This window comes from Foliimonas ilicis (assembly GCF_039939195.1).
In the GTDB taxonomy this organism is placed as follows: Bacteria; Pseudomonadota; Alphaproteobacteria; order Rhizobiales; family Rhizobiaceae; genus Foliimonas; species Foliimonas ilicis.
In genome coordinates this window covers 130979-154984 of record NZ_JBDUUH010000013.1, presented here as the reverse complement: position 1 = coordinate 154984, position 24006 = coordinate 130979, and the positions used below count along the sequence as shown (strand labels likewise).

Below are 24006 nucleotides of genomic sequence, written 5' to 3'. Positions count from 1 at the left end.
CGACTTGATCAAAGAAGGTTTGGTAACCAACATGAACGAGAAAGAACTCTCCCTGCTCGACCGCTACTGGAGGGCTGCGAACTATCTGTCGGTCGGGCAGATCTACCTGCTGGACAACCCCCTGCTCAGGGAGCCGTTAAAGGCCGAACACGTCAAGCCACGGCTTCTCGGCCATTGGGGCACGACACCGGGTCTCAACTTCATTTACGCCCATCTCAATAGGATCATCAGGGCGCGTGATGCCGAGGTGCTTTATGTGTGCGGTCCAGGCCACGGGGGCCCCGGCATGGTGGCGAACACCTGGCTGGAAGGCACCTACAGCGAGGTCTATCCGGACATTGCCGAGAATGCGGAAGGTATGCAGCGGCTGTTCAGGCAGTTCTCCTTTCCCGGCGGCGTGCCGAGCCATGTCGCGCCGGAAACGCCAGGCTCGATCCATGAAGGAGGAGAACTGGGCTATGCGCTGGTCCATGCCTTCGGGGCCGCCTTCGACAATCCTGATCTCATGGTGGCCTGCGTCGTGGGGGACGGCGAGGCGGAAACAGGTCCGCTTGCCGCTTCTTGGCACTCCAACAAGTTCCTGAACCCCGCCCGCGACGGCACGGTGCTGCCGATCCTTCATCTCAATGGCTACAAGATTGCCAACCCGACGATTCTGGCGCGCTTGGACGACGAGGAACTGACACACCTTTTTCGGGGATATGGCTACGAGCCGTTGTTCGTGGAAGGCCATGAACCGGCGGCGATGCATCGCCGGATGGCCGCCGTGCTCGACAACGTGTTCGATACGATTGCGGCAATCAAGCAGCGAGCGGCGTCGGGTGATGTCAGCCGCCCGCGCTGGCCGATGATCGTGCTTCGCAGTCCAAAGGGCTGGACGGGTCCCAAGGTTGTCGACGGCAAGCCGGTCGAGAACCACTGGCGTTCGCATCAGGTTCCCGTCGCGGGCTGCCGCGAGAACGCAGACCACCGGCGCATCCTCGAAGACTGGATGCGCAGCTACGATCCCCAAGACCTGTTTGACGAGGACGGCACTCTAAAACGGGAGCTCAAGGCGCTGGCTCCGACCGGGAACCGCCGCATGGGAGCGGTGCCGCATGCGAACGGCGGGCTGCTGCGGCAGGATCTCGCCACGCCCGAAATCGCCGCCTATGCAGTTGATGTCTCGACGCCCGGAGCCATCGACGCGCAGTCCACCAAAATCCTTGGCGACTACCTTCGCGACGTCCTCCGACTGAATGCGGAGACAAGAAACTTCCGTGTTTTCGGCCCGGACGAGACGGCCTCGAATCGGCTGCAGAGCGTGTTCGAGACGACGGACCGCGCGTGGATGGCGACGACGCTGGAGACCGACGACCACCTCGCGCCGGACGGCCGTGTCATGGAGATTCTGAGCGAACACTTATGCCAGGGCTGGCTCGAAGGCTACCTTTTGACCGGTCGCCACGGCTTCTTTTCCTGCTACGAGGCCTTCATCCACATCGTTGATTCGATGTTCAATCAGCATTCCAAATGGCTGAAGGTGTCGCGGGAGCTCACCTGGCGCAAACCGGTCGCCTCGCTCAACTACCTCCTCACCTCCCATGTCTGGCGGCAGGACCACAACGGCTTTTCTCATCAGGATCCCGGCTTCGTCGATCTCGTCGCCAACAAGAGCGCCGACATCGTGCGGGTCTATTTCCCGCCGGACGCTAATACGCTCCTTTGGGTGGGCGACCATTGCCTGAAGACATGGGACCGTATCAATGTCATTGTCGCCGGTAAGCAACCCGCCCCGCAATGGCTGCCGATGGCCGACGCCGTAGCCCATTGCGAGAAGGGTCTCGGCATCTGGGACTGGGCCGGCAGCGAGGAACAGGGTTTCGACCCGGACATCGTCATGGCATGCGCCGGCGACGTGCCGACGATGGAAACGCTTGCTGCGGTCCAACTGCTGAAGAGTGCCCTGCCCGATCTTCGCATCCGCGTGGTCAACGTGGTCGATTTGATGACGCTGCAATCGCCGCAACATCATCCGCACGGGCTCGCCGACGCCGAGTTCGACCGGGTGTTCACGACCAACCGCCCGGTCGTCTTCGCTTATCACGGCTATCCCTACCTCATTCACCGCTTCGTCTACAAACGCACCAATCACCCGAACTTCCATGTTCGCGGCTTTATCGAGGAGGGCACGACGACAACGCCCTTCGACATGGCGGTGATGAATGGGCTCGACCGCTTCAGCCTAGCTATCGCAGTCCTCGAGAACCTGCCGTCGCTCCGCGCCAAGGCCGGCCCGCACATCGCGCAACTGCGCGCAAGGCTCGACGAACACGTCCGTTATGTCCGCGAGCATGGTGACGATCTTCCGGATATCCGCGACTGGCGCTGGAACGCCGTCATGGAAGGAAACCCTTCGATATGATAAGCATCGAGGAACCGAGCCAGGCGGAATGGTCTTCCGGCAGCCTCGTCCCGGCGGTGCCCGGAAACGAAGCGCTCGCCCGGTAGATCAGTGACAGAACCGGCATGGCGATGGGCACAATCGTGACGCCGCGATTTCCCGACCGGGAAAGCTACGTCCGGCTGTTGTCGGACATCAGCGGCGACCAGGGACGTTGCCCAGATCATTCTGAAGGACAGCGGCTTTCTTCAGGAGAAGGACGCCGGGTTTCTCAATCGCCACGGGGCCACGTGGCACCATCCCGCGCTCGCGTTCAACGGGGTCCGTGACGCCGAACGAGCGATTGAGCACTTCTCCACGATCGAGTTCGGCCAGACCGTCAAGCTCGCCGGTGGGGCGCTTCTTCGTTTCGAGCGTGCAGGCCATATTCTGGGCGCAGCCATCGCCCGGATCGAGTGGGGCAGACGCCTTATAGCTTTTTTCGGGTGATCTTGGCCGTTTCGGCGATCCCCTCCTGCCCGATCCGACGCTGGTGCCGGAGGCCGACTACGTCATGATTGAATCGACATACGGCAACCGCAGCCACGGAGGCGCTCGGCGCGATTGTCGAACGCACGGTCATGCGTGACGGGACTATCGTCATTCCGTCCTTCGCCGTCGGGCGGGCGCAAAGCCTGCTCTTTCATCTCTGGAAGCTGAAGCCGTTCGGCAGGTTGGGCAACGTTCCAATCTACCTCGACAGCCCAATGGCGATCGACGCAACCCGACTGATGGCTGAACATCCGGATGATCATCGGCTGGGTACCGGCACCTACCGAGAGGTGTTTGCAATCGCACGCTACACCGACGATGTCGAAGTATCGAAGAAGATCAGCACCAATTCCTACCCGAAGATCATCATCTCGGCATCCGGAATGGATGGGCGGCCGGGTCCTGCATCATTTGAAGGATTTTGCGCCCGACGCCCGCAACACCATCATTCTCGCAGGGTTCCAAGCCGCAGGCACGCGCGGGCAGTGGTTTCCGGTGAACGCCGAGGTCGCGCAACTCGACATGCTGTCGGCACATGCCGACTCCGGCGAGTTGATGCCCTGGCTCTCGGGCTTCAAAAGACCTTCGCGCCGCGTGTTCATCCTGCATGGCGAGCCTGGAGCGTCGGAAGCCTTGCGTGTCCGGACCGGCCGCGAACTCGGCTGGGGTGCGGTCGTTCCGCGTCAGAATCAGGTTTTCGCGCTATGAGGAACGGTCCATCGGAATCGTTGTTGGCGTCAGGGTCGAGCGCAGACAACTGCTGTCGAAATCCATACCCGCACGACGAGCGAGCTTAGCTGCGCGCTCCAGTTGCTCGCCCTACGATACAGTGGGCTCCATCACGGACTACATATATGCCGAAATTTTTTGCGAGACGGTGATCTAGACACTAGTGCCCTTGAAAACAACGCCGTTTCCAGCCATTTTCCAAACGAGGTTGTCGAGATGGCCTTCAGTGCATCCGACAGTTTGAAAGGGCAACTTACAAAAAGTAGTGAAAACGCACCCAAACGCCAGTACTGACATGGTCCCTGGGCAATCCGGGGAGCACCTGTCTGACCACACCGAGAAGGTGATGCTACAGGTCGTACCGCGGCATCGTCCTATTTCCTGTCAATCCATCGCTCTCAACTGCATCCGTAGTGCTTCGGTGAGGGTGCGTATCAGGTTTCTCCCGCTGCTCATCGCATTCAGTTCAGTCTCAATGGCAATACCTTCGCTCCACAGGTTTGACGCATCTTCGACCAAGGTCTTTTCGATCTCGGTTAGCCAAGGGCCATCCTGAAAACCGTTCGCGGCGGCCAAATGCTCAAGCGTCGTACGCAGTCCCGATTGAAGAGCCATGGTTATGGCGATAAGTTCAGCAGTTTGTTCACGCCGCAGTCTTGTATTTATTGGAACTCGCTTTAAGCGCAATTGCTCTATCGATGTCATGCCTTGATCAGTACCCTATGGAATCATTTTTGAAAACTTACTCAAATATTCCCTATTTTAGCGAGTGTGACCCTATCGACGGGAGGGGATGTCTCCTTGAGAAGCGAGGCTACTCCTATCAACCCTTGTAGTCGTCGGCGATTTCTATGCCGGTTGCGATATCGCTTTGAACCTAGATAGATGGGTCTGTTACATCGCCCGATTCGGGAGGATCGATTAATATTATCCACCACGCTGGGTGAAACAACAAGATGGCATCACTACGAACTCTAGTAGTGTTCTTTCTTCCAGATGAGCTGAGTCCCGGTCACCATGGCGATTTTCCGTGTAGCTCGCATATTCCAATACAATCACAATGCTTTCGATAGGCCCTGCATTTTTCCCCGTAAGCTAACATATCCCACACGAAAATGTTGCAGAGCAGCCTTGATTTGAATCCACCGGAACAGAGGCGTCACTATGGTGATAATGTGGGAACAGCTCGAAGGACTGCAAGTTCTCGCCGTCGTGACGCACATCGACCCGTGGTCGCTATCCGTTTTTACTTTAATTTGTGGCGACGGTAGGCGGCTGACGTGATGTGAGAGTACATTGTTTTGTGTTAGACTGCTGCTTCGGCAGACTGCACTTGGTTGCGACCTCCAGCTTTTGCCTTATAGAGAGCACTGTCTGCAGCTTTTAGGACACTTTGAAAATCCTCAAAATTCAGATCTGTGCCAGCAACCCCGGCACTCAGCGTGACGGCAAGTTCTGCATCTACATGCGAGAAATCTAATCTGGACACGCGCTCGCGTATCCGTTCTGCTGTAGCTGTTGCCGCTGCTATGGAGGTGGATGGCAGCAAGATCACCATCTCCTCACCACCGAAGCGAGCAACAAAATCAGTACTTCGGACTAATCTGCTGACAGTTTCCGCGACTTTTTTGAGAACCTCGTCACCGATATGGTGCCCCCAGCGGTCATTGACGTGCTTGAAATAATCGACGTCAATCATGATTAACGCCGCTGGCTTCGTCTTAGGAGATCCCGTTGCAAAGACGGGTAAGGCTCTGTCCTCAAATGCCCGGCGATTAGCCAATTTCGTCAGGGGATCTCTGCTGGCCGCGTCCTCAAGGGCACGTTTCAGTCGAACTCTATTTCGCTCTCTGTCCAGAAAATACCCGAGGACGATTACTCCAATGACGTTCGCGGTGAGTATCGAGAAAAGTATTTCGGCTGAAATGAGATTCGAGAAGTCATTGTTCAGAAGGAACAACAATATCGGACCGACAGAACCAGCGGTACCTAACATAGCAAAACGCAGCCACTTTTGCCGGAACAGGCGGTGTGGCAGGCGGGCAATCATTAGTGCACCAACGCCGGTAAGCGCGATTCCAATTGCGCCAAAAGTTGCGCCCTCTCCTCCAATCATCAATCGATAAGCGATCAGAACGACCCCGGAGACCATCGCACCAGTTGGCCCGCCGTAGGTTGCCGCAAGGACAACCACAATCGTCCTCGCGTCGGTAATTCGTCCTGAGGCAATCGTAATCGGATCGCTCATTGACACCAAGCCAGCAATAGCAAAGAGGGCGCCTATGGCGCCCTCTTTGGCAACACCACGCGGAAGGTGCTCAAATATCCACGCGAATCCAAGAGCCAGCAGTGCTGAATAACCTAGGCTACGAACCAAGCCGAGCAATATATCTGTTTCGTCCATCAATCTTTCCGACGAATCCTCATTGGACATACTTAACATAAATTGGATAGATAGCGGTACATTTTGGCCCACATAAAAACAATGTGTTCAAATGCAAAAGACCTAGTCGTGAGCGATCGGTGTTTCAGGTCAAAAAAGACGCCTGCCACCGGTTCTTTCGGAAAATTACGCTTGCCATCATATGCCTTGACGACGTGATATTTTCCTTTCATTGGACGATAAGATATGCTGGCGTCGCCGCATAGAAGACAGCCGTAGTTTTGCGAGAAATGCTCATCAAATCACTTTTCAGAATTGTTGGCCAACCAGATTCTATGTGAATTTTCATGCACCGAAAGTACGCTCAGTGGTGATCGGGATTTGCTATCGTAATGATAGTCTGAAACCATACGCCACATCGGCGGACAAGCGGTGTTTTTGCAATGCGATTACTTTACAAAACTGGTGCGTTCTGTGCGTGCTTATTTATCTTTCTAATGATTATGCCGACCCTGCTGATGATAGGGACAACAAAGGCACAAGTGTCCGAACCGACCCCATCGACCCTTAGAGTCGGCGTTTATTCCAGCCCACCTTTTGTTACAAAAAATAGCAACAATTACTCAGGCATGTCGATCGAGATTTGGGAACGTGTCGCCGCGCGGCTGAATGTCATTTCAGAATATCAAGAATTCCAGAACTATTCTGACCTTGTTACGGCTACGGCGAACGGCACAGTCGATGCGGCGGTGACAAACCTCACGATAACCGAGGGTCGAGCTGAAGTTTTAGACTTTACCCATCCATGGTTTGATGCCGGTCTTCGTGTCATGGTCCATAAGGGTTCAGGTTCCAATTTTTCCGATATTATCGATGACTTGGGAGATGCTGGCCATCTTATGAACTACGCTTGGCTTGGTGTCATGCTGGTGGTCGCGACCGCAGCATTGACACTCTTTGACCGACGATTTGATCCGGAGTTCCCGCGCCGCTGGCGGGAGGGCTTGTCGGAGAGTTTTTATCACGTAATGTCGGTGGCTACATCTGGACGAACATCCCGAAAAAATCTGTTCGGATGGGCAGGTCGCATTTGGCAGGCAATCTGGATGGTATTTGGTATTGCCGTCATAGCCTATGTCACGTCGTCAGTTGCAAGCGTAATGACCGCGTCACATCTCACGAACCAAATTAATAGCGTTGCAGACCTGCAAGGCAAAATCGTGGGGGTGCGCTCCGGAAGTATCGCTGAGGAATATATGAAGGGCGCTTTTGTCAACACAATGCCTTTCAATCATATCGAGGACGCTACTGCGGCACTTCTGAACGAAGAGATAGCCGCAATTGTTGGCGACAAGCCAGTTCTGGAATATCACGCCCATGCCAATCCTGATCTACCGGTGGAGGTCGTCGGAGGCACTTTTCATCCGGACAAGTACGGCTTTGCATTTTCTACTGGCAGCCCTTTCACACGTCCTGCATCAGTGGCAATCATTGGACTTCAAGAGAGCGGAGAAATTGAAAAACTGAGGGTGAAATACTTCGGCGTCCAACCGTGAGCACCAGCACTGGCAACGTTCGCCTTCGACGTTTTGGCTTCGGCCAGCGGCGGCCCATCATTTTTCATTCGGAATCAACGCGTTATTTGCCACGATCCAAGATCGTGTCCAGCAATTGTAGATATTCCTTCCAACCCTGAATTCCAAATGTTGTGGATACGAACATTTTTCGTAGCGCGCGGATACAATTGGAAGGCTGCAAGATAAGTGGGCACTCTGTCAATATCATCTTAACTTGACGTTGGACATGCGAAGAACATTCTGCCTAGTGCTTTGGTTTCATGTAATGCTTACATTCACATATCTCAACCCGGAGCCCAGAGACAGTGTAGAAAAATTTGTAATACGGGGTGTTTCGAGCGCGAATGAGATCAGAACTGGGCCGCCAAGCAGTCTACTTTTGGTCATCTGGCGGGCTTCGGTACATAGGCTGTTGACCGCTGCTGCAGTTGCTCAGCACGAGCGTCAACAATCGCCCCTTCAGCGCCCAATCCAATGCCTGCAGCGTTAGCTTCATCTGTGTCAATATGCATTTCAGTGAAGGAATTCGAACCGACACGTACAAGGGTGCGCTCGAAGGTGAGACCACGATCCTCATCACCGACACGCACGTCTACGAACTCGCCATCTTCAAGCCCCAGCCTCGCCGCATCCCGAGCGTTGATGTGGATATGACGCGCCGCAATAATCAGACCATTTGTTTTATAAGTTCCAGCGGGCCCAATAATAGTTACCGTCGGTGTACCGTCAAGATTGCCGCTGTCACGGACAGGCACATCGATACCAAGTGCGAAACTGTCGGTCCGAGATACTTCGATCTGAGTAAGCGCTCTGATTGGGCCAAGGATTGCGACTCTTTCCAGTCGTCCTTTCGGACCTTCGAGAACAACACGCTCCCTCGCAGCCCAATGTCCAGGTTGGCGCAACGATATGGCTGGCGTTAACGCATACCCTGGGCCAAATAGCGCATCAACAGATTCTCGTGAAAGATGCACGTGCCGAGCCGAGACTGCGATTGGAACTGCCTCTGCAATGGGTTTGGGAAGGGCAAGCACCGCTGCTGTCTCGCGCGCAATCATGAGTTGCTCGGCGGTCTCCGTAACGAAAATGCGCACCCGTGATCCGTAGGCCTGAATCTGTGGAGCTGCGTGGCCTTTAAGCTCAAGCGACTGGTTGCGGTCATGATCTAGCTGCAAGCCCATAAAATCGAGCCCGTCACAGATACGCCGTCGCATCGACGGTGAGTTCTCACCGATCCCACCGGTGAAGATTACAGCATCCAGCCCGCCCATAGCGGCGGCATACGCACCAATGTATTTACGGGCGCGATAGGCGTAAATCTCGATGGCGAGCTGAGCCTCATGATCGCCGTTCGCACCCATGTCTTCCAGGTCGCGCATGTCCGATCGACCCGCGAGCCCTTTCAGGCCGCTTTCATTGTATAGAGCCACTTCAATGTCTTCCACTGACAGGCCGAACTCGCGGCTCAAGAACCCGAACAAGCCCGGATCGACATCGCCCGAACGCGTTCCCATAACAAGGCCCTCAAGAGGCGTCATTCCCATTGAGCTGTCCATACTTTGCCCACGGTTCACGGCGCAGACGCTGGCGCCATTGCCTAGATGAACGCTGACTAACTGTAGGTCGGAAAGCGGACGGCCGATCTCGTCTGCGGCCTTTAATGCCACATACTTGTGCGACGTACCGTGGAACCCGTAACGCCGCAAACCCGCCTCGCGCCAGCGTTTAGGTACGGCATAGGTCGTCGCAAAAGGTGGGTTGGTCAAATGAAATGCCGTGTCAAACACTGCAACCTGCGGGATGTTCGGCCACAGCAATTGGCAAAGCCGTGCGGCTCTTAGATTGGCAGGATTATGAAGAGGAGCCAGTGGGTTCAGCGCTTCTATAGCCGCCAAAGTCGCTTCGTCGAGGAGTGTAGGAGAAGCAAAAGATGCGCCACCATGGGCGACCCTATGACCGATAGCGCTTACGTCGGCCAAGCCACATCGTGTTAGAATTGCTGGCACTTCGCCTAAAGCGACATCTATATCATGATACTTAAGCGTTCCGGCGTCTTCGACGGTACCACGACGAAAGCGGAAGTCGCAATGCCCATCTCGAAATCGCTCGAATGACCCCTTAAAAACCTCATCTATTCCGTGGTCCAAATCGAACACGCTAAATTTAAGGCTGGAACTTCCCGCATTAAAAACGAGTACCCGCATTCTATTTTCCTTCTTCAACCATTCCCTAGCGCAAAAAACTCTCCGCCTGCCATTGATCCTGATCAAACACATGCGCTGGTAGATTCTGTTACACTATTTTTGTTTCTCCGGCGTCACTGGCCCGTAATGTGCCATGGGCATTTCCGTTGAAATTAAGGAGTAGCAAAATGTACAATCATATTTTGGTCGCGACGGATGGCTCAGAGGTCGCTCAGAAGGGCCTTGATCACGGCCTTTCACTGGCCAAGAGCCTTGGCGGACGGGCCACCATCATCACCGTCACCGAACCATACCCTTTTCATGCAATCGGTGCTGGTGCAGGATGGGTACCCAGTTCAACTGACATAGCCCGCTATGAGGAAGGCCAGAAAGATATTGCAGAGAAAATACTAGCTTCTGCAAAGGCAGTTGCAGATAAGCTTGGGCTAAAAGCCCGCGCTTTGCATGTGACAGACGTACGACCGGCGGAGGCAATCATCGAGGCCGCGAAAACCGAAGGGTGCAGTCTGATCGTTATGGCTTCACATGGCAGGCGCGGGCTCGGGCGGCTTTTGCTCGGGAGCCAAACATCGGAAGTGCTCGCGCATAGCCCTGTACCAGTTCTGGTGATCCGCTGAATCAACACAAAACCCTCGGACCATCTGTGAAATCCTTAGGAAATCCCCTATGACCGAAACTACCAGCTATACATTCCCCCATCGGGGAAATGTTCAAGTTGCGGCGCAGTGGCTCGCCGCTACACCTGACAAGGAAAAGGCTCGGCCGCTGGTACTATATCTTCAAACAGAGTTTGGCTTAACAGCGAGCCAAGCTATAGAGGCATTGAGAGAATCTTGGTTGTTAAAGGTTAGATCACTATGAGCGATAGAATCGACAACGAAGAAATGCAGCGGCGCATGTCGCAGGCCTTATTCCGAAGCGAAAACGGAGGTGTCAAGGTAGAGGTCAGACGCTCCCGCAATCTCCTTGAAATCGAGCAAAGTTCAAAGGTTCCCCGCATTAGACGTGAGGCGGATATTTTGACTTACGAAGGGCCTTTGAGGCATAACAAACAACAATCCGCTTCAACAAAATCACCATTTGTTAATCAACATTCTATGCTGCGTCATAGTCTCGACAAACATGCCGAATCTAAATAAATTTACTTGGTAATTTTTTCACAATGCGAAGATATTTGCGGCATAGTTTAATTAAAATTGATGTTATTATTTCAATACCATCGGTATCTGGTTCATTATGAACGCTTGGCTGAACAGTATAGCACTGGTTGATGCCATTGATAATAAGGAGGGGCGCTGGGAGTGCGCATAAGAATTCGCGGCGGAGTGGACATCCGGCTTGAAGGAAAACCGAAACAAGAGATTGATGACACCGTTACAATCCCTTCAGTAGCCGTTGCTGGCGAGGACTATCCCGGTCTGCGCCCGATTATGGCCGTTGAGGCAGGACAGACCGTCCGCGCTGGCGAGATTCTCTTCACGGATCGCCGCCGTCCCGGACTGATTTATACCGCGCCGGTTGGTGGAACGGTCCGTTCTATCTCCCGTGGCAGGAGAAGAAGTCTGGATTCGCTGGTCATCGATACGGGCAGCGACGATACCATCCATTTCGAAAGGCCTGCGCAGCCTGACCGTATAAAACTTCAGTCGCTTCTTTTGCTAAGTGGTTCCTGGCAATCTTTTCGCACACGCCCCTTCGGGCGAATTGCCGATACCGCGAAAACTCCAGAGGCCATTTTCGTAACCGCCATCGATACCGCACCGCTGGCGGGCAATCCGGTTCCGGTTATAGAGCGTTTCGAGCTATGGTTTCGGCTGGGTGTAGGCGCATTGCCTCACCTCACTGACGGACCGGTCTATATCTGCCGTGCGGCAGATGCTTCCATTCCGGAAGTTAAGGATACAGTGACCGTCCGTTTTTCAGGCCGGCATCCTGCAGGATTGCCTAGCACCCACATTCACCACCTCAGCCCTGTTGGGATAGACCGGATAGTCTGGCACATCGGTTATCAGGACGTGATCGCGATCGGTTGCCTGCTGGATACGGGCCGAATCTGGTCGCAGCGCGTGGTCGCCCTCACCGGCCCGGGCACCCATGATCCTCGCCTGGTCCTTGCGCCGGTCGGTGCAAACTTGCGCAATCTTTTTGGCAGTTCGCTGACCGATCCCGCCATTCAATTGCTTTCGGGTTCGCCGCTCGGTGGTACGGTCGAACATTTCCTGCGCCGCTACGACGTGCAGGCCACCGCGATGCCGCACGGGCGTCCGTCCCATCGTTCCTTTCTTACACGCTATCTGGGCCCATTCGCCAAATGCTCTCCTCGGCCTCTCATCCCCAACGCGGTTCATGAGCGTGCTGCACCCTGCGGAATCCTGCCGGCGCCCTTTCTGCGCGCCATCAGCATCGGCGATGTGGAGACAGCCGCGAAGCTCGGAGCGCTTGAGCTGGTGGAGGAGGATTTGGCGCTCTTGAGTTATGTCGATGGCTCGGGAACAGACTACGGGGCGCTGCTGCGAGCGACGCTCGATGAGCTGGAGGATACGATATGACCGTATTCCGTCAGAGCCTTCGAACAGGCCATATCGGCGATATCGCATTGGCAGGCAGTGCCATGCCAGCGTTGCTTGGTCTGATAGCACCGGTCGTGGCCGCAGTCCTAGCGGGAGGGGGGAGGTTTGCCGTCTGGCTGTTTCTCGCTCTATTCCTGACACTCGCTTGGCAATATCTCTTCGCCCGCATCCGGGAAGAGAAAGTCGGGATCGATGGCATCGTCACCGCGATTCTTATCGCCCTCCTTGTTCCGGTCGAAGCGCCGTTGTGGCAACTGGCTTTGGGTGTCAGCTTCGGCGTGCTGATCGCGGAACAGGTGTTTGGTGGGCGCGGACGCAACTTCGTGCATCCGGCCGTCGCTGGCCTCGCTTTCCTGATGTTCTCCTTCACTGACGTCGACTATCGCGCCGGCCCAAACATTCCGTTGCCGACATTGATTCCGGCTCTGCTGCTACTTCTTTCCAGCGGTCAGGCGTCGTGGCGGCTGCTACTTGCCGTCTTTGGCGCGATGGCCTTGGTTGTTTGGTCGCAGGGTAACGATCTTTCCGTCATCCTGCTTTCGGGTGCGATCGGTTGCGCTATCCTTTTCCTTGCGGCCGATCCCGTGTGCTCCGCCTCGAGCAATCCCGCCCGCTGGACCCAAGGCATTCTGACCGGCTTGCTTATCGGCCTCTTCTCGCAGGCTGGATCTGTATTCGGGGCGACAATTTTTGCCATCCTGATGAGCAGCATCTTCGCGCCGTTGATCGACTATGTGGTCATGTCGGTTCATGTGAAACGGAGGATAAGGCGTGATGGCTGACACCCGCCCCCCCGGCCCATGGCGGCGCTTTCTCAATCGCCCAAACACTGATCGGGTGAAGACGATCGGCGTGTCGCTGCTGATAGCGGTCGGATGCGGCCTGACCGTCTCCATTGCAACGGTGGCCCTACGACCAATCCAGCAAGAAAACATATCTGCCCAGCAACAGGGCCGCATGGCGAAGATGCTGGAGAACCTTCCCGGTATAGCCGAAATATTGAAGGAGTCCGGGGCGAGTGGAGTTGAAACCCTTGTCATAGACCTCGCCAGCGGAACGGTCGCAGCGGATATAGATCCAGCAAGTTTTGATCAGCGCGCCGAGGCGGTAGACCTGGAGCGAAGTTCCGCCCTACCCCGCGCTGACGACCTCGCCGGCCTCGGCCGTCGGGAAAACCATGCGCTTGTCTATATTTTGCGGCGCGGCGAGGAATTGGCGCTCGTCGTGCTGCCGGTTCGCGGCGCAGGTTATCAATCGACGATCAGCGCTTATCTAGCGTTGGAAGCCGATCTCGACACCGTTGCCGCCTTCACCGTCTATGAGCAGGGCGAGACGCCTGGTCTTGGTGCACGTATCGCCGAGGATAGCTGGCAAGCGCAGTGGGCGGGAAAACACATTTTCGACGACGGTGACTTCGCTATTTCCGTCGTGCGTGGCAGCGCCAACGGTCCCCACGAGGTCGACGGCATCTCAGGCGCGAGCGTCACGGGATACGCGATTTCGGACATGCTCGAGTTCTGGATGGGGGAGCGCGGCTTCGGTCCCTTCCTGGACAGACTGAAGAACGGAGAGATCCGATGACGATCCCATTCCGCAACCTGACGGATCCCCTGGTCGACAAAAATCCTGTGACCGTCCATATCCTCGGCATCTGCTCGGCGCTCGCGGTCACGACCTCCGTGTCCACCGCGCTGACCATGTCGATCGCACTGACAACTGTGCTCGGCCTATCGGCCGGGATCATAAGCGCTATCCGCCGCCACATCCCATCTTCCGTCCGCATCATCCTGCAGATCACTATCATTGCATCACTGGTCATCGTCGCCGACCAGATGCTGCAGGCCTTTGCCTACGAGATGAGCCAGCGGCTGACGGTCTTCGTCTCACTGATCGCGACGAATTGCATCGTGCTCGGGCGAACGGAGGCCTATGCGCTGCACAACCCGGTAGTTTCGAGCATGGTGGACGGTGTAGGCAACGGTCTCGGCTACAGCTTCGTCCTTCTCATCGTCGCTGCAATCCGCGAGTTGTTCGGATCGGGAAGCATCTTCGGCGTCAATCTGCTGCCGATGGCGGCTGATGGCGGCTGGTACGAGCCTTTGCGACTGATGCTGCTCGCGCCGAGCGCCTTCGTCATTCTCGGCCTTCTCGTATGGGCGATTCGAAGCGTGCGTCCTGCCCAGGTGGAGGCCCCCGAGTTCGAACTGCGCCAGCAGGAAAGAGCGGCCGAGACATGATCGAGTTGTTCCAGCGCTCCATCTTCGAGGAAAACCTGGCGCTTTCCTTCTTCCTCGGCATGTGTACCTTCCTCGCGGTTTCCAAGCGGGTGGAGACGGCCTTCGGGGTCGGGGTGGCGCTGATCGTCGTACAGTCGCTAAGCGTTCCGCTGAACTATTTGCTGCACGCCTATATTCTTAGCGCGGGAGCGCTTGGATGGGCAGGGCTACCCAGTGTCGACCTTGGTTTCATGAGGCTCATCACCTTCATCGGCATCGTCGCGGCAATGGTGCAGATCATCGAAATGTTGCTCGACCGGTATATCCCCGCTCTTTACCGCGCGTTGGGCATCTATTTGCCGCTGCTCGCCATCAATTGCGCCATCATAGGCGGCAGCTTGTTTATGGTCGAGCGGCAGTACGATCTCGCCGAGAGTACAATCTACGGCATCGGCACTGGCATCGGCTGGGCGCTCGCCATCATCACGCTAGCTGCAATCCGCGAAAGATTGCGGTACGCCGATATTCCCAAGGGCCTGCAAGGCCTCGGCATCGCCTTCATCGTCACAGGACTCCTTTCCATGGCATTCTCTGCTTTCGTGGGAGTGCGCGTACTATGATGGAAATCCTGCTCGGCATCGGATTCATATCCTTGCTGCTAGTCATCCTGGCAATCCTCGTCCATACCGCGCGGGAGTATTTGTTGCCGTCGCGGCCCGTCACGATCACCGTCAATGGCGAGCGCCAGTTCACCGGGTTGGCAAACTTCAAGCTGCTCGACATACTCAACGTCAACGGCGTCGCCGTACCATCGGGCTGCGCGGGAGCGGGGACCTGCGGCCTGTGTCGGGTCAGCGGCATCACGGGAACCGGCGAGCCACTGCCGACGGAACGTGCCCGCCTGTCCCGGGCCGACATCCGTGCGGGGATGCGCCTCGCATGCCAGATCGTGGTGCGCAACGATACCAGTGTTACCGTCCCGGAGGAGGTCCTCGGCATCACCACAATGTCCTGCCGCGTGGTATCGTCACGCAGTGTCACACCCCTGATCAAGGAGATCGTGCTCGCCTTGTCCGAAGGGGCGAAGTTCAAATTCCGGGCTGGTAACTTCGTGCAGATCACCGCGCCCCCCTACAGCTTGGCCTTCTCCAGTATCGCACTCGAACCGCAGCACACGGCCGAATGGAAAAAACTCGGGATTGACAAGCTCGCCTCACAAAGCTCCATGGCTGTCTCTCGTGCTTATTCGGTCGCAAGCCGCCCGCAGGACGCGGGCCTGATTGTGCTCAACATCCGCTTGGCCACCCCGCCGCCCGCCAAACCTCGGGTGCCTCCGGGCATCGTTTCATCATGGCTATTCGGTCTACGCGAGGGCGACACGGTCGAGGTTGCCGGCCCTTATGGGCATTTCGCGGCGCAGGACAGCAACCGGGAGATGGTATTCATCGGCGGCGGCGTCGGAATGGCGCCGTTACGCGCCATCATAACGGATATGCTCGAACGACAAGCGAGCAGGCGTAAGATTAGTTTTTGGTACGGTGCGCGCAGCCGCGGTGAGTTGTTCTATGCCGATGAATTCGACGAGCTAGCCCGTCGCCACGAGAACTTCCAATGGGTGCCAGCCCTTTCCGAGCCGGCCAGAAACGATGCGTGGGAAGGCGAAACGGGCTTCGTTCATGATGTCGTCTTTCGCGCCTATCTCAAGGACCACCCGGCGCCGGAAGACTGCGAATACTACCTGTGTGGTCCACCGCTGATGATCGAGGCCGTGTACGCAATGCTCGATGAATGCGGCGTCGAGAGTGAGAGCATCTTCAACGACGATTTCGGGATTTAGAAGCATGACAACAAGACGCGAGATTGTGCTTGGACTGGGCGGCCTGACCGGAATGATGGTTATGCCATCATTTGCCGGTATTGCCAGTCTTACTCGCATCTCCGGGCGCGCTTTCGGAACTCGCTGGCACGTCACCCTTCCAGCTGACTTCGATACTCCTACACTTGGGATAAATCTCCGTCAGATACTAGCCCGGATTGAGCATTCGATGAGTCCGTTTCGTGCGGATTCTGAACTTTCGCGCTTCAACATCCAGCCTAATACCGCCTGTTTCGCGATATCGGATCAGTTGCGAACGGTCGCCACCCAAGCCCTCAAAGTCGCACAATTGACCGATGGTGCGTTCGATCCGGGTGTCGGACCTGCTGTTCATCGCTACGGCTTCGGACCGATCGCGTCCGGGCGTCCTGGTCCCTATACAGCGTTCGCGGTCAGCGCCGAAGGACTTTCCAAAGCCAACCCGGCGCTCTCACTTGATCTCTGCGGTATAGCAAAGGGCTATGCCGTAGACCTCCTCGCCGAGCATTTAAACACTCTTTGCACGCCCGGCTTCCTGATTGAGGTAGGCGGCGAAGTCTATGCCCGCGGGACGCGCCCTGACGGCTCCCTATGGCGCGTCGGAATTGCCGATCCACTAGACTCTGGCGTGCACTCTATCCTTCTCCTCACCGACATGGCGATGGCGACTTCTGGCGATGCGATCAATGCCTACGAGATTGCGGGCCGTCGCTACAGCCACACGATTGACCCTGCGACCGGCGAGCCTATTCGCAACAACGTTGCATCCGTTTCTGTGTTGGCTTCAACCGCTGTGGAAGCCGATGCTTTTGCGACTGCGCTCCTGGTTATGGGTCCGGAAAGCGGCCTTGCCTACGCCTCCGCCAATGGCATTCCCGTCCTTTATCTCCTGCGCGAAGCGAGCGGGCTCCAGACTAAGGCTAACCCCTTGTTCAAAAAATATGGGAGGGTTTGAGACATGGAGACCGTTCTTGCTGCTATCGTGCTAACCGGGTTCGCCATGCTGGCTCTGGCTGCGGGCATCCTTGCCGGTTACGCGCCGCTGCGTGGATCCTGTGGGGGTGCGGCCTGCGGCGGCAAATGCCACGCATGTGACAGGCCTTCCAAAGGAAGAATACCATGAAGCTCGATACTATCGCTGATCACATGCGCACGGACCTGATCACGCTGGCACCGGACATGGAGATCGTGCAGGCCGTCCACGTACTTATGCAAAATGGAGTGTCGGGCGCCTGCGTTGTCGATCAGGCGGGCGATCTTGTGGGCGTACTGTCGAAGCGCGACTGCCTGAAGGCGGCGCTCAACGCCTCCTACTACAAACAATGGGGTGGCAGTGTCGCCGATTATATGAGTACGGAGCTCGAAACACTCGACGCAGGTATCGACATCGTTGAAGCCTGCGAGCGCTTTGTCGCGAGTTCGTTCCGACGGTTCCCCGTAACCCGCCATGGCCGACTCGTCGGCCAAATCAGCCGCACAGACGTCCTCAATGCCCTTGCACGGCAATGGATATGAGCGGACAACATTGATAAAGAAAGGACTGACATCATGAAACAGCAGCTTTCGAGAAGATTGTTTCTCGCAGGAACCAGTGCAGCCGCTTCCGCCGGTCTCGTTGGCGCGGTCAACGCGCAATCGGCCTCCGGTGGCGCGGCGAATGTTTCGGTGCAAGAGGCTTTGAAGCAGCGCCGTTCGACCAAGCGCTTCGGACGCGGCGATGTGCCACGCGAAAAGGTACTTGAAGTGCTCTGGGCAGCGAACGGTGTAAACCGCATTGATAGCGATGGACGCACCGCACCTGCCTGGCATGGCGCAAAGCATATCGACATCTACGCCGCGCTTGAGGATGGCGTCAGCCTTTACGACCCCATCGCCAATGCGCTCAAAAAAGTGTCCGATGCCGATATCCGCGCCGATGTCAGCCCCACCGCCTTCGTTCGCCGTGCACCAGTGGTGCTGATCTACGTCTCAGACAGGCAAAAGCTCGAAGCCGCCGCCGGGGATATCGTCACTTCAGCCCCTGAGGAAATAACGATCGCTGCCCGCGTCAATTCGGCCATCATGGCGCAAAATGTGTATCTGTTCTGTGCAGCAGAAGGACTGGGTACTTGCCTGCTTGGGACGGTCGATCGTGAAGCAGTACAGTCCGCCCTGAAATTCGCCGATCATCTCTCCATAACCTATATCCAGCCTATTGGTGAGCCAGGCTGATATGGAAGTGTAATTGTGTCATCATACAAAAATCGTGGTTTGACTGCGGAGGGCAAACCCCACCGGTAATTAAAAACGGGGCCTCATGGAGGCCCCGCCATGCCGATTGCGTTTAAAGAAGCGCGACTAGTGACAATCTTATAGTGCGCAGTGAAAATGGTGGCTTTGGTTGACGAATTTGAACTGCTGATACGGTGCCTCGACCTTTGCATTCCAAATGTACCGGCCTTGCCCTTTGGGGCTGTGGCAGAAAGACCTCTCTGTAACACTTCATCTGAGGTAGCGTCATCTCTGCTAGACGATCTCGCTTACCCGCTTGCGCATTGCGTCCTGGCCGACCACCACCAGATAAGCGGCCAGCATCGAGATCCCAAGAAGCTTGAAACTTTCCTCCAAGAAAACTTGCCCTTTGAAATAAACTGGGTAGAGATCGAATGCGAATGACAGACCAAAGGCGCATATCACGGCAATAAGAGCGGCAAATGGCGTCTGTGTTCGGAGCATTACGCTGTGATAGCACATTAGCGCACCCAGCAGTGCGTGAGGTGTGAGTATAATGGATTCCGGTAATCCTGTTGCGCCCGCGACTGATTCATGAAGCATCAAGAAATCGTCGAGTCCCATGATCGTCGCAAACATGGCTCCGTAAAATAGAAGGCTGCCCACGTTCCCAGAGCGGTTTGGTCCAAGCGCTAAGTAAGCTTGGAAGGCGCCTGTGGCGGTGCCAATCCACAGAACGATCCCAAGATTGGAAATGATTCCAAAATAGTTGGGATTTCCGGCAATGGCATTCGGATCGCGTACGAGATTCCAGTGATCAATGCCACCAATGAGTTCGACAATCACGACTAAGAACATAACAGCGAACACCGCGCTGCCCGTTAGAAATACAAGGAGGATGTCAAAACGAGATGCTCGGGAGCGTTCGGATTTTGAGAAATAGACAGACGAATTCATAGAACAAGCATCCTTTAGAATTGCGGGATGCGTTGCAATGTAAAGGCAATGTGAAGAATTTACGACAGCTTTGTGATGCTCCATGGTTGAGCATCCGCGCATCCCTCGCCAGTAATTCTTTAAAAAGTTTATAGAGCAATCGTGCTTTGCAGGACAGATGGCATGGGAGAGCTTTTCAAGCCGACACAAATATGCAAAGCGCGAGACTTAAGGCTTCAGAATTTTTGCCGATCGGCCGTCTTATCGCCATGCAGAGCAGGTCTGGCGATTCACACCTGAGGACGACCAAGTGACCAGCCTGTTGCTATAGAACCGAAACGCCGGGGTGAGACCATCACATCTACGTTCGCTTCATCAGAGGAACGTTTAAAGGCCATCTACACCACGTCGGCATTTGCGACAGCGAGGCCTGCCATGCTGAAATCTCAGGATTAGCTGCCATAGGCTTTCACATATGGTAGATAAATCTCGGTGCCATCTGACAGTTCAACAAAGCCGAAACTTTGCTGGCATTGAAGCAAATTACCTCGGCCTCCACAGCATTTTCTATCATAATCGACGAGGGCTGAACATAGTTAGAACCAGTTGCCCGTTCCAAAAGGAACGAGTCCTCGTCATGTCGTGTCGGCGTGGCTCGCAGTTTCGATATCTGCCGATAATCAACTTAGCGTGGTGGCCTACTGCGTCTCTGTGAGGATAAACCACCATCGGGCGACGTGATTATGCCGAATACCGGTCCGGCGTTTGGGCTTTCTGCCGAATGCGTGGTTCACTAAATCACGGACACCGATTCCGGTAATTCACGGACAGTTTTCGGAGCGGATATGACGGTTAGTTTTCGGGAGCGCCGTTCTGGCATTTTGCCCTCTCATCATCGGGTTGAGAGGGCCATGTCAGGACGGAAGCAAGCGAGACGAACGAGCGTGAAGGACATACGATCGATCCTGCGACTGACACATGAGCATGGGCTTTCGGTGCGTGCGGTGTCGGAACGGCTGAAGATCAGCAAGACCTCGGTTTCGACCTATCTGTTGCGAGCGCGAGAGGCTGGGCTTTGTGGCTGGCCGCTTCCGCGCGGCTGGACGACGATGCGGCTCTTGAACGGCTTCTATTCCGGAGGGTGGGCCGTCCGCCGCAGGATCTGAGCGAACCGGATTGGGCGATAATCGCACGCGAGCTGAAGCGCAAGGGCGTAACGCTGACACTGCTTTGGCAGGAATATCGCGGCGCCCATCCCGACGGTTACGGCTACACTTGGTTCTGCGACAGGTTCGGCGCGTTCCAGCGCGACATTCCGCAACCGTCACGTGGCGGGGGCGGTGATGCAGACCGACTATGCCGGCCACACATTGCCCGTCGTCGATCCCGATACCGGCGTCATCCGCCAGGCGCAAATCTTCGTGGCCGTGCTGGGTGCGTCGTCCTTCACCTTCGCCCATGCCAGCTTCAGTCAAAAGCTGCCCGACTGGATCGAGGGGCAGTGCCGGGCGCTGAGCTTCTTCGGCGGCGTGCCGAAGACGATCGTCTGCGATAATCTGAAGGCGGGCGTCGTCAAGGCGCTGTGGTTCGAGCCGACGCCCAACCAGACCTTCGCCGCCATGGCAGAACATTACGACACGACGATCCTGCCAACCCGAAGCCGGAAGCCGAGGGACAAGGGCAAGGTCGAGGTCGAGGTCGAGGGTGCAGTGCTGATCGTGGAGCGCTGGATTCTGGCCCGGCTGCGCAACAGGCGCTTCTTCAGCCTCGCCGATCTGAATGCCGCAATCGCCGTTCTCCTGGAGGATTTGAACAACCGGCCCATGCGCCATGTCGGTAAATCCCGCCGTCAGATGTTCGAGGAGATCGAGCGGACGGCACTATCGCCATTTCCGCCGGCGCCGTTCGAATATGCGGAATGGAAATCGGCGAAGGTCCATCCCGACTACCATGTCGAGGTCGACAGGACATTCTATTCCGTGCCGCATGCGCTGATCGGCCGCCGCGTGAATGTGCGGCTCACGCACCGGGTTGTCGAGATATTCCATGCCCACAAGCGGATCGCCAGCCATATCCGCCGCTCCCAGCGCTCCGGCCATGTCACCGTCAACGAGCACATGCCCAAGGCGCACCAGCGCTATGCCAACACGACGCCGGCGAACCTGATCCGGCAGGCGACGACGATCGGCGCCAACACGGCCATTCTGGTCGAGCGGCTGATGCGCGACCGGCCCCATCCCGAGCAAGGATTCCGTTCCGCGTTCGGCATTCTCTCGCTGGCCCGGCGCTATGAACGAGATCGACTGGAAGCGGCCTGCGAGCGGGCACTGATGATCAACGCGATCACCTATTCCTCCGTCAATGCCATCCTCAAATCCGGCCTCGACCGGGCAAGGCACACCGCCGAGCCCGTCAAACCAACGCCCCTGCACACCAACATCCGTGGCGGCTCCTACTATCAGTGAAGGAAAGGATAAAACTCATGCTGACACATCCCACCCTCGACCAGATGCAGGCCCTCGGCCTTGGCGGAATGGCGACCGCCTAGCGGGAACTGGCTGAACAGAATAACCCCGACGATCTCAGCCGCGATGAGTGGCTCGGTCTGATGCTCGATCGTGAAGCGGCCATCCGCGCTGACAAGCGTTTGTCCAATCGGCTCGCCGCGTCGAGGTTGCGTTTTGCGGATGCCTGCATCGAGAATATCGACTTCGCCGCCCATCGCGGTCTCGATCGGCGCAACACGATGTCGCTGGCCCAAGGCGCATGGCTGAAGGCCCACGAGAACCTGATCATCACTGGACAGACCGGAACGGGAAAGACCTGGCTGGCCTGCGCCTTCGGACGACAGGCGGCGAGGCTCGACCATTCGGTGCTCTACCTGCGCATGCCGCGCCTGTTGGAGGATCTCGGCCTTGCCCGCCTCGATGGGCGCTTCCCGCGGCTGGTAGACAAGCTGGCCCGGATACAACTGCTGATCCTCGATAATTGGGGTACCCACACACTGAACGATCAGCAGCGTCTCGATCTGCTGGACATATTCGAGGAACGCTATCGTCGGAAATCGACCCTGATCACCGCGAAACTCCCCATCGCCCGGTGGCACGCCATGATCGGAGAGCCCACAATCGCCGATGCCATTCTCGACCGGATCATTCACAACGCTCATCGCATCGGGCTCGAAGGTGACAGCATGAGAAAGCAAAAAACACCGCCGCCCTTGACCGACGCTGAAAACGGCGAAATCAATAGCAAATGACTTCAACCAGGCAACCGGGAACCGACCCCATCCTGCTGTCCCGGAGTTAGTGAAACAGCTGTCCGCGACTTAGCGGAACGACTGTCCCTTTTTTGCGAAATGCGCACCGATCGCCTACCGCCCCGGTCAGTATTATCTTGGCCGAGAGGTTAAACAAAAACTCCTGCGCCAGCGCGCCCGGCATGAGGCTGAGCATCACTCAGAGCGCGAGGCTATTTTTCGAGACTGGCAGCATCGGTCTTCGGCATGTTTTTGCACGAGGTCACTGACGGATAGTTGAGCGACCCAGCAGGCAACCACATCGATAAGCCCCCATGTTACGCCGGGCAGCCCCAAGCCGGGGACAGACCGTCATAATCATTGCCAATCGTCACGAAGCTGCGCTGCCTTGCCCGCCCGCCGCGCGGCTTCAGCGCGATAACGCTGCCCAACAGCACTCTTTCGCCCTCTGGACCCTTGGCACCTTGCGCCTGACAATCATTGCGCCAAACAGCCCGTGAGACCCATGGCCGACAACGCCACCGGTGGATTTGATCGGCAAAATACCGAACGCATGTGTCCAGGTGACGTATTCATCGCCGACCAGAATTTTCTGCACTGCCGGATTCAAAGCCGTTTGGGTATGGCGCGCAGCGGCTTCCGGAGAAACGCTCGGCCCAGATTCTGTTTCACATCCGGCACCAGCGGCTGAAAGGGATCGTGTACTGCACGTAGGCATAAACGCACGATCCGTCCGAGCAACTCGACATCCGTCGCCCTGATCCGCCATGCACGTATCGGCATTGGCCGATGACCTATCCATTTTTTCCCGACCATCAACATATTGAAATTGGTCATGATCGCGGAGCGTCCGGCATAAAAAGTCTGGCGCTCGATGGAATTCTGCCGCCTGACAAAACGTGCCGTCGGCGAAGCTGAAATTGCGGAGGCTGGCATCGAACCGGTGCAGTTGGTGGCATCACCGCCGCTGCCCAGCGGGCATATTGCGAGCGCCAGCGTCGAGGTTAGAAGCCGCCCGAATGGCAACGGAATGGATTGTGAATAATCCAGCGAAGGCAGCGGGATCGAAATGCCGAGCCTCGCCGCCACCCGTCGGTGGCCGTCAGCGATTATGCTGGTTATTTTGATCATTCTCACTGCGTTGGTGGCAAT

At 56.5% G+C, this 24006-nt stretch carries 20 protein-coding genes and 3 pseudogenes; 17 read left to right on the top strand and 6 right to left on the bottom strand.

Features of this window, described 5'->3' with window-relative positions:
• Positions 1-31 precede the first annotated feature (31 nt).
• On the top strand, positions 32-2404 hold the full coding sequence (locus ABFT80_RS23645; RefSeq protein ID WP_347974426.1) for a phosphoketolase family protein: 2373 nt from the start codon (positions 32-34) through the stop codon (positions 2402-2404).
• A gap of 174 nt (positions 2405-2578) precedes the next feature.
• Here ABFT80_RS23645 and ABFT80_RS23640 read toward each other — a convergent pair whose 3' ends face one another.
• Complete coding sequence (locus ABFT80_RS23640) at positions 2579-2809, bottom strand: hypothetical protein (RefSeq protein WP_347974394.1); 231 nt, start codon at positions 2807-2809, stop codon at positions 2579-2581.
• A 194-nt stretch (positions 2810-3003) separates the two neighbouring features.
• On the opposite strand from ABFT80_RS23640, the pseudogene ABFT80_RS23635 reads away from it, so the two are divergent.
• Together ABFT80_RS23635 and ABFT80_RS23630 are read left to right on the top strand one after the other, a co-directional pair.
• Positions 3004-3240 (top strand): annotated as a pseudogene (locus ABFT80_RS23635) (MBL fold metallo-hydrolase); the annotation flags it as partial.
• Positions 3241-3301: 61 nt separating this feature from the next.
• Entirely contained in the window at positions 3302-3622 is a 321-nt protein-coding gene (locus ABFT80_RS23630; RefSeq protein ID WP_347974393.1) for an MBL fold metallo-hydrolase RNA specificity domain-containing protein, read from the top strand.
• A 405-nt stretch (positions 3623-4027) separates the two neighbouring features.
• Here the strand turns inward: ABFT80_RS23630 and ABFT80_RS23625 are convergent, their stop codons facing one another.
• Positions 4028-4348, bottom strand: coding sequence for a hypothetical protein (locus ABFT80_RS23625; protein ID WP_347974392.1), 321 nt, complete (start codon positions 4346-4348; stop codon positions 4028-4030).
• A gap of 601 nt (positions 4349-4949) precedes the next feature.
• On the bottom strand, positions 4950-6047 hold the full coding sequence (locus ABFT80_RS23620) for a GGDEF domain-containing protein (protein ID WP_347974391.1): 1098 nt from the start codon (positions 6045-6047) through the stop codon (positions 4950-4952).
• 422 nt (positions 6048-6469) lie between these two features.
• Here ABFT80_RS23620 and ABFT80_RS23615 point away from each other — a divergent pair, with 422 nt between their 5' ends.
• Positions 6470-7582, top strand: a complete 1113-nt coding sequence (locus ABFT80_RS23615) for a transporter substrate-binding domain-containing protein (protein WP_347974390.1) — start codon at positions 6470-6472, stop codon at positions 7580-7582.
• Positions 7583-7986: 404 nt separating this feature from the next.
• Here ABFT80_RS23615 and ABFT80_RS23610 read toward each other — a convergent pair whose 3' ends face one another.
• Positions 7987-9807 carry an acetate/propionate family kinase gene (locus tag ABFT80_RS23610; RefSeq protein WP_347974389.1) on the bottom strand — a complete coding sequence of 607 codons (1821 nt, stop codon included), beginning with the start codon at positions 9805-9807 and terminating at the stop codon, positions 7987-7989.
• Between the two features lie 167 nt (positions 9808-9974).
• Here ABFT80_RS23610 and ABFT80_RS23605 point away from each other — a divergent pair, with 167 nt between their 5' ends.
• The 11 genes from ABFT80_RS23605 (at position 9975) to ABFT80_RS23555 (ending at position 18659) form a co-directional block, all read left to right on the top strand.
• Positions 9975-10424 (top strand): universal stress protein, encoded by a 450-nt coding sequence (locus ABFT80_RS23605; RefSeq protein ID WP_347974388.1) that lies wholly within the window; start codon positions 9975-9977, stop codon positions 10422-10424.
• A gap of 240 nt (positions 10425-10664) precedes the next feature.
• Positions 10665-10946: a hypothetical protein gene (locus ABFT80_RS23600; protein WP_347974387.1), complete on the top strand. Its 282-nt coding sequence runs from the start codon at positions 10665-10667 to the stop codon at positions 10944-10946.
• 162 nt (positions 10947-11108) lie between these two features.
• Entirely contained in the window at positions 11109-12356 is a 1248-nt protein-coding gene (locus ABFT80_RS23595) for a hypothetical protein (protein ID WP_347974386.1), read from the top strand.
• A gap of 47 nt (positions 12357-12403) precedes the next feature.
• On the top strand, positions 12404-13159 hold the full coding sequence (locus tag ABFT80_RS23590; protein ID WP_347974385.1) for an RnfABCDGE type electron transport complex subunit D: 756 nt from the start codon (positions 12404-12406) through the stop codon (positions 13157-13159).
• Positions 13152-13958, top strand: coding sequence for an NADH:ubiquinone reductase (Na(+)-transporting) subunit C (nqrC, locus tag ABFT80_RS23585; RefSeq protein ID WP_347974425.1), 807 nt, complete (start codon positions 13152-13154; stop codon positions 13956-13958). Before ABFT80_RS23590 ends, nqrC begins: the two co-directional genes overlap by 8 nt.
• Positions 13955-14614: an NADH:ubiquinone reductase (Na(+)-transporting) subunit D gene (locus tag ABFT80_RS23580; RefSeq protein WP_347974384.1), complete on the top strand. Its 660-nt coding sequence runs from the start codon at positions 13955-13957 to the stop codon at positions 14612-14614. Before nqrC ends, ABFT80_RS23580 begins: the two co-directional genes overlap by 4 nt.
• A complete protein-coding gene (gene nqrE / locus ABFT80_RS23575) occupies positions 14611-15213 on the top strand; it encodes an NADH:ubiquinone reductase (Na(+)-transporting) subunit E (RefSeq protein WP_347974383.1) in 603 nt (200 codons plus the stop codon). The genes ABFT80_RS23580 and nqrE overlap by 4 nt, the downstream gene beginning before the upstream one ends.
• Positions 15210-16430: an NADH:ubiquinone reductase (Na(+)-transporting) subunit F gene (gene nqrF / locus ABFT80_RS23570; RefSeq protein WP_347974382.1), complete on the top strand. Its 1221-nt coding sequence runs from the start codon at positions 15210-15212 to the stop codon at positions 16428-16430. The genes nqrE and nqrF overlap by 4 nt, the downstream gene beginning before the upstream one ends.
• 4 nt (positions 16431-16434) lie before the next feature.
• Positions 16435-17403, top strand: a complete 969-nt coding sequence (locus tag ABFT80_RS23565; protein WP_347974381.1) for an FAD:protein FMN transferase — start codon at positions 16435-16437, stop codon at positions 17401-17403.
• A gap of 164 nt (positions 17404-17567) precedes the next feature.
• The gene (locus ABFT80_RS23560; RefSeq protein WP_347974380.1) at positions 17568-17963 is read left to right on the top strand and encodes a CBS domain-containing protein; all 396 of its coding nucleotides are present in this window, start codon (positions 17568-17570) and stop codon (positions 17961-17963) included.
• 33 nt (positions 17964-17996) lie between these two features.
• Positions 17997-18659: a nitroreductase family protein gene (locus ABFT80_RS23555; protein WP_347974379.1), complete on the top strand. Its 663-nt coding sequence runs from the start codon at positions 17997-17999 to the stop codon at positions 18657-18659.
• Positions 18660-18953: 294 nt separating this feature from the next.
• Here the strand turns inward: ABFT80_RS23555 and ABFT80_RS23550 are convergent, their stop codons facing one another.
• The gene (locus ABFT80_RS23550) at positions 18954-19616 is read right to left on the bottom strand and encodes a hypothetical protein (protein WP_347974378.1); all 663 of its coding nucleotides are present in this window, start codon (positions 19614-19616) and stop codon (positions 18954-18956) included.
• Between the two features lie 890 nt (positions 19617-20506).
• On the opposite strand from ABFT80_RS23550, the pseudogene istA reads away from it, so the two are divergent.
• Together istA and istB are read left to right on the top strand one after the other, a co-directional pair.
• A pseudogene (gene istA, locus ABFT80_RS23545) lies at positions 20507-22060 on the top strand (IS21 family transposase).
• A 17-nt stretch (positions 22061-22077) separates the two neighbouring features.
• Positions 22078-22854: pseudogene (istB, locus tag ABFT80_RS23540) on the top strand (IS21-like element helper ATPase IstB).
• Between the two features lie 606 nt (positions 22855-23460).
• Here the strand turns inward: istB and ABFT80_RS23535 are convergent.
• Positions 23461-23985, bottom strand: a complete 525-nt coding sequence (locus ABFT80_RS23535) for a hypothetical protein (RefSeq protein WP_347974377.1) — start codon at positions 23983-23985, stop codon at positions 23461-23463.
• Positions 23986-24006: the final 21 nt, after the last annotated feature.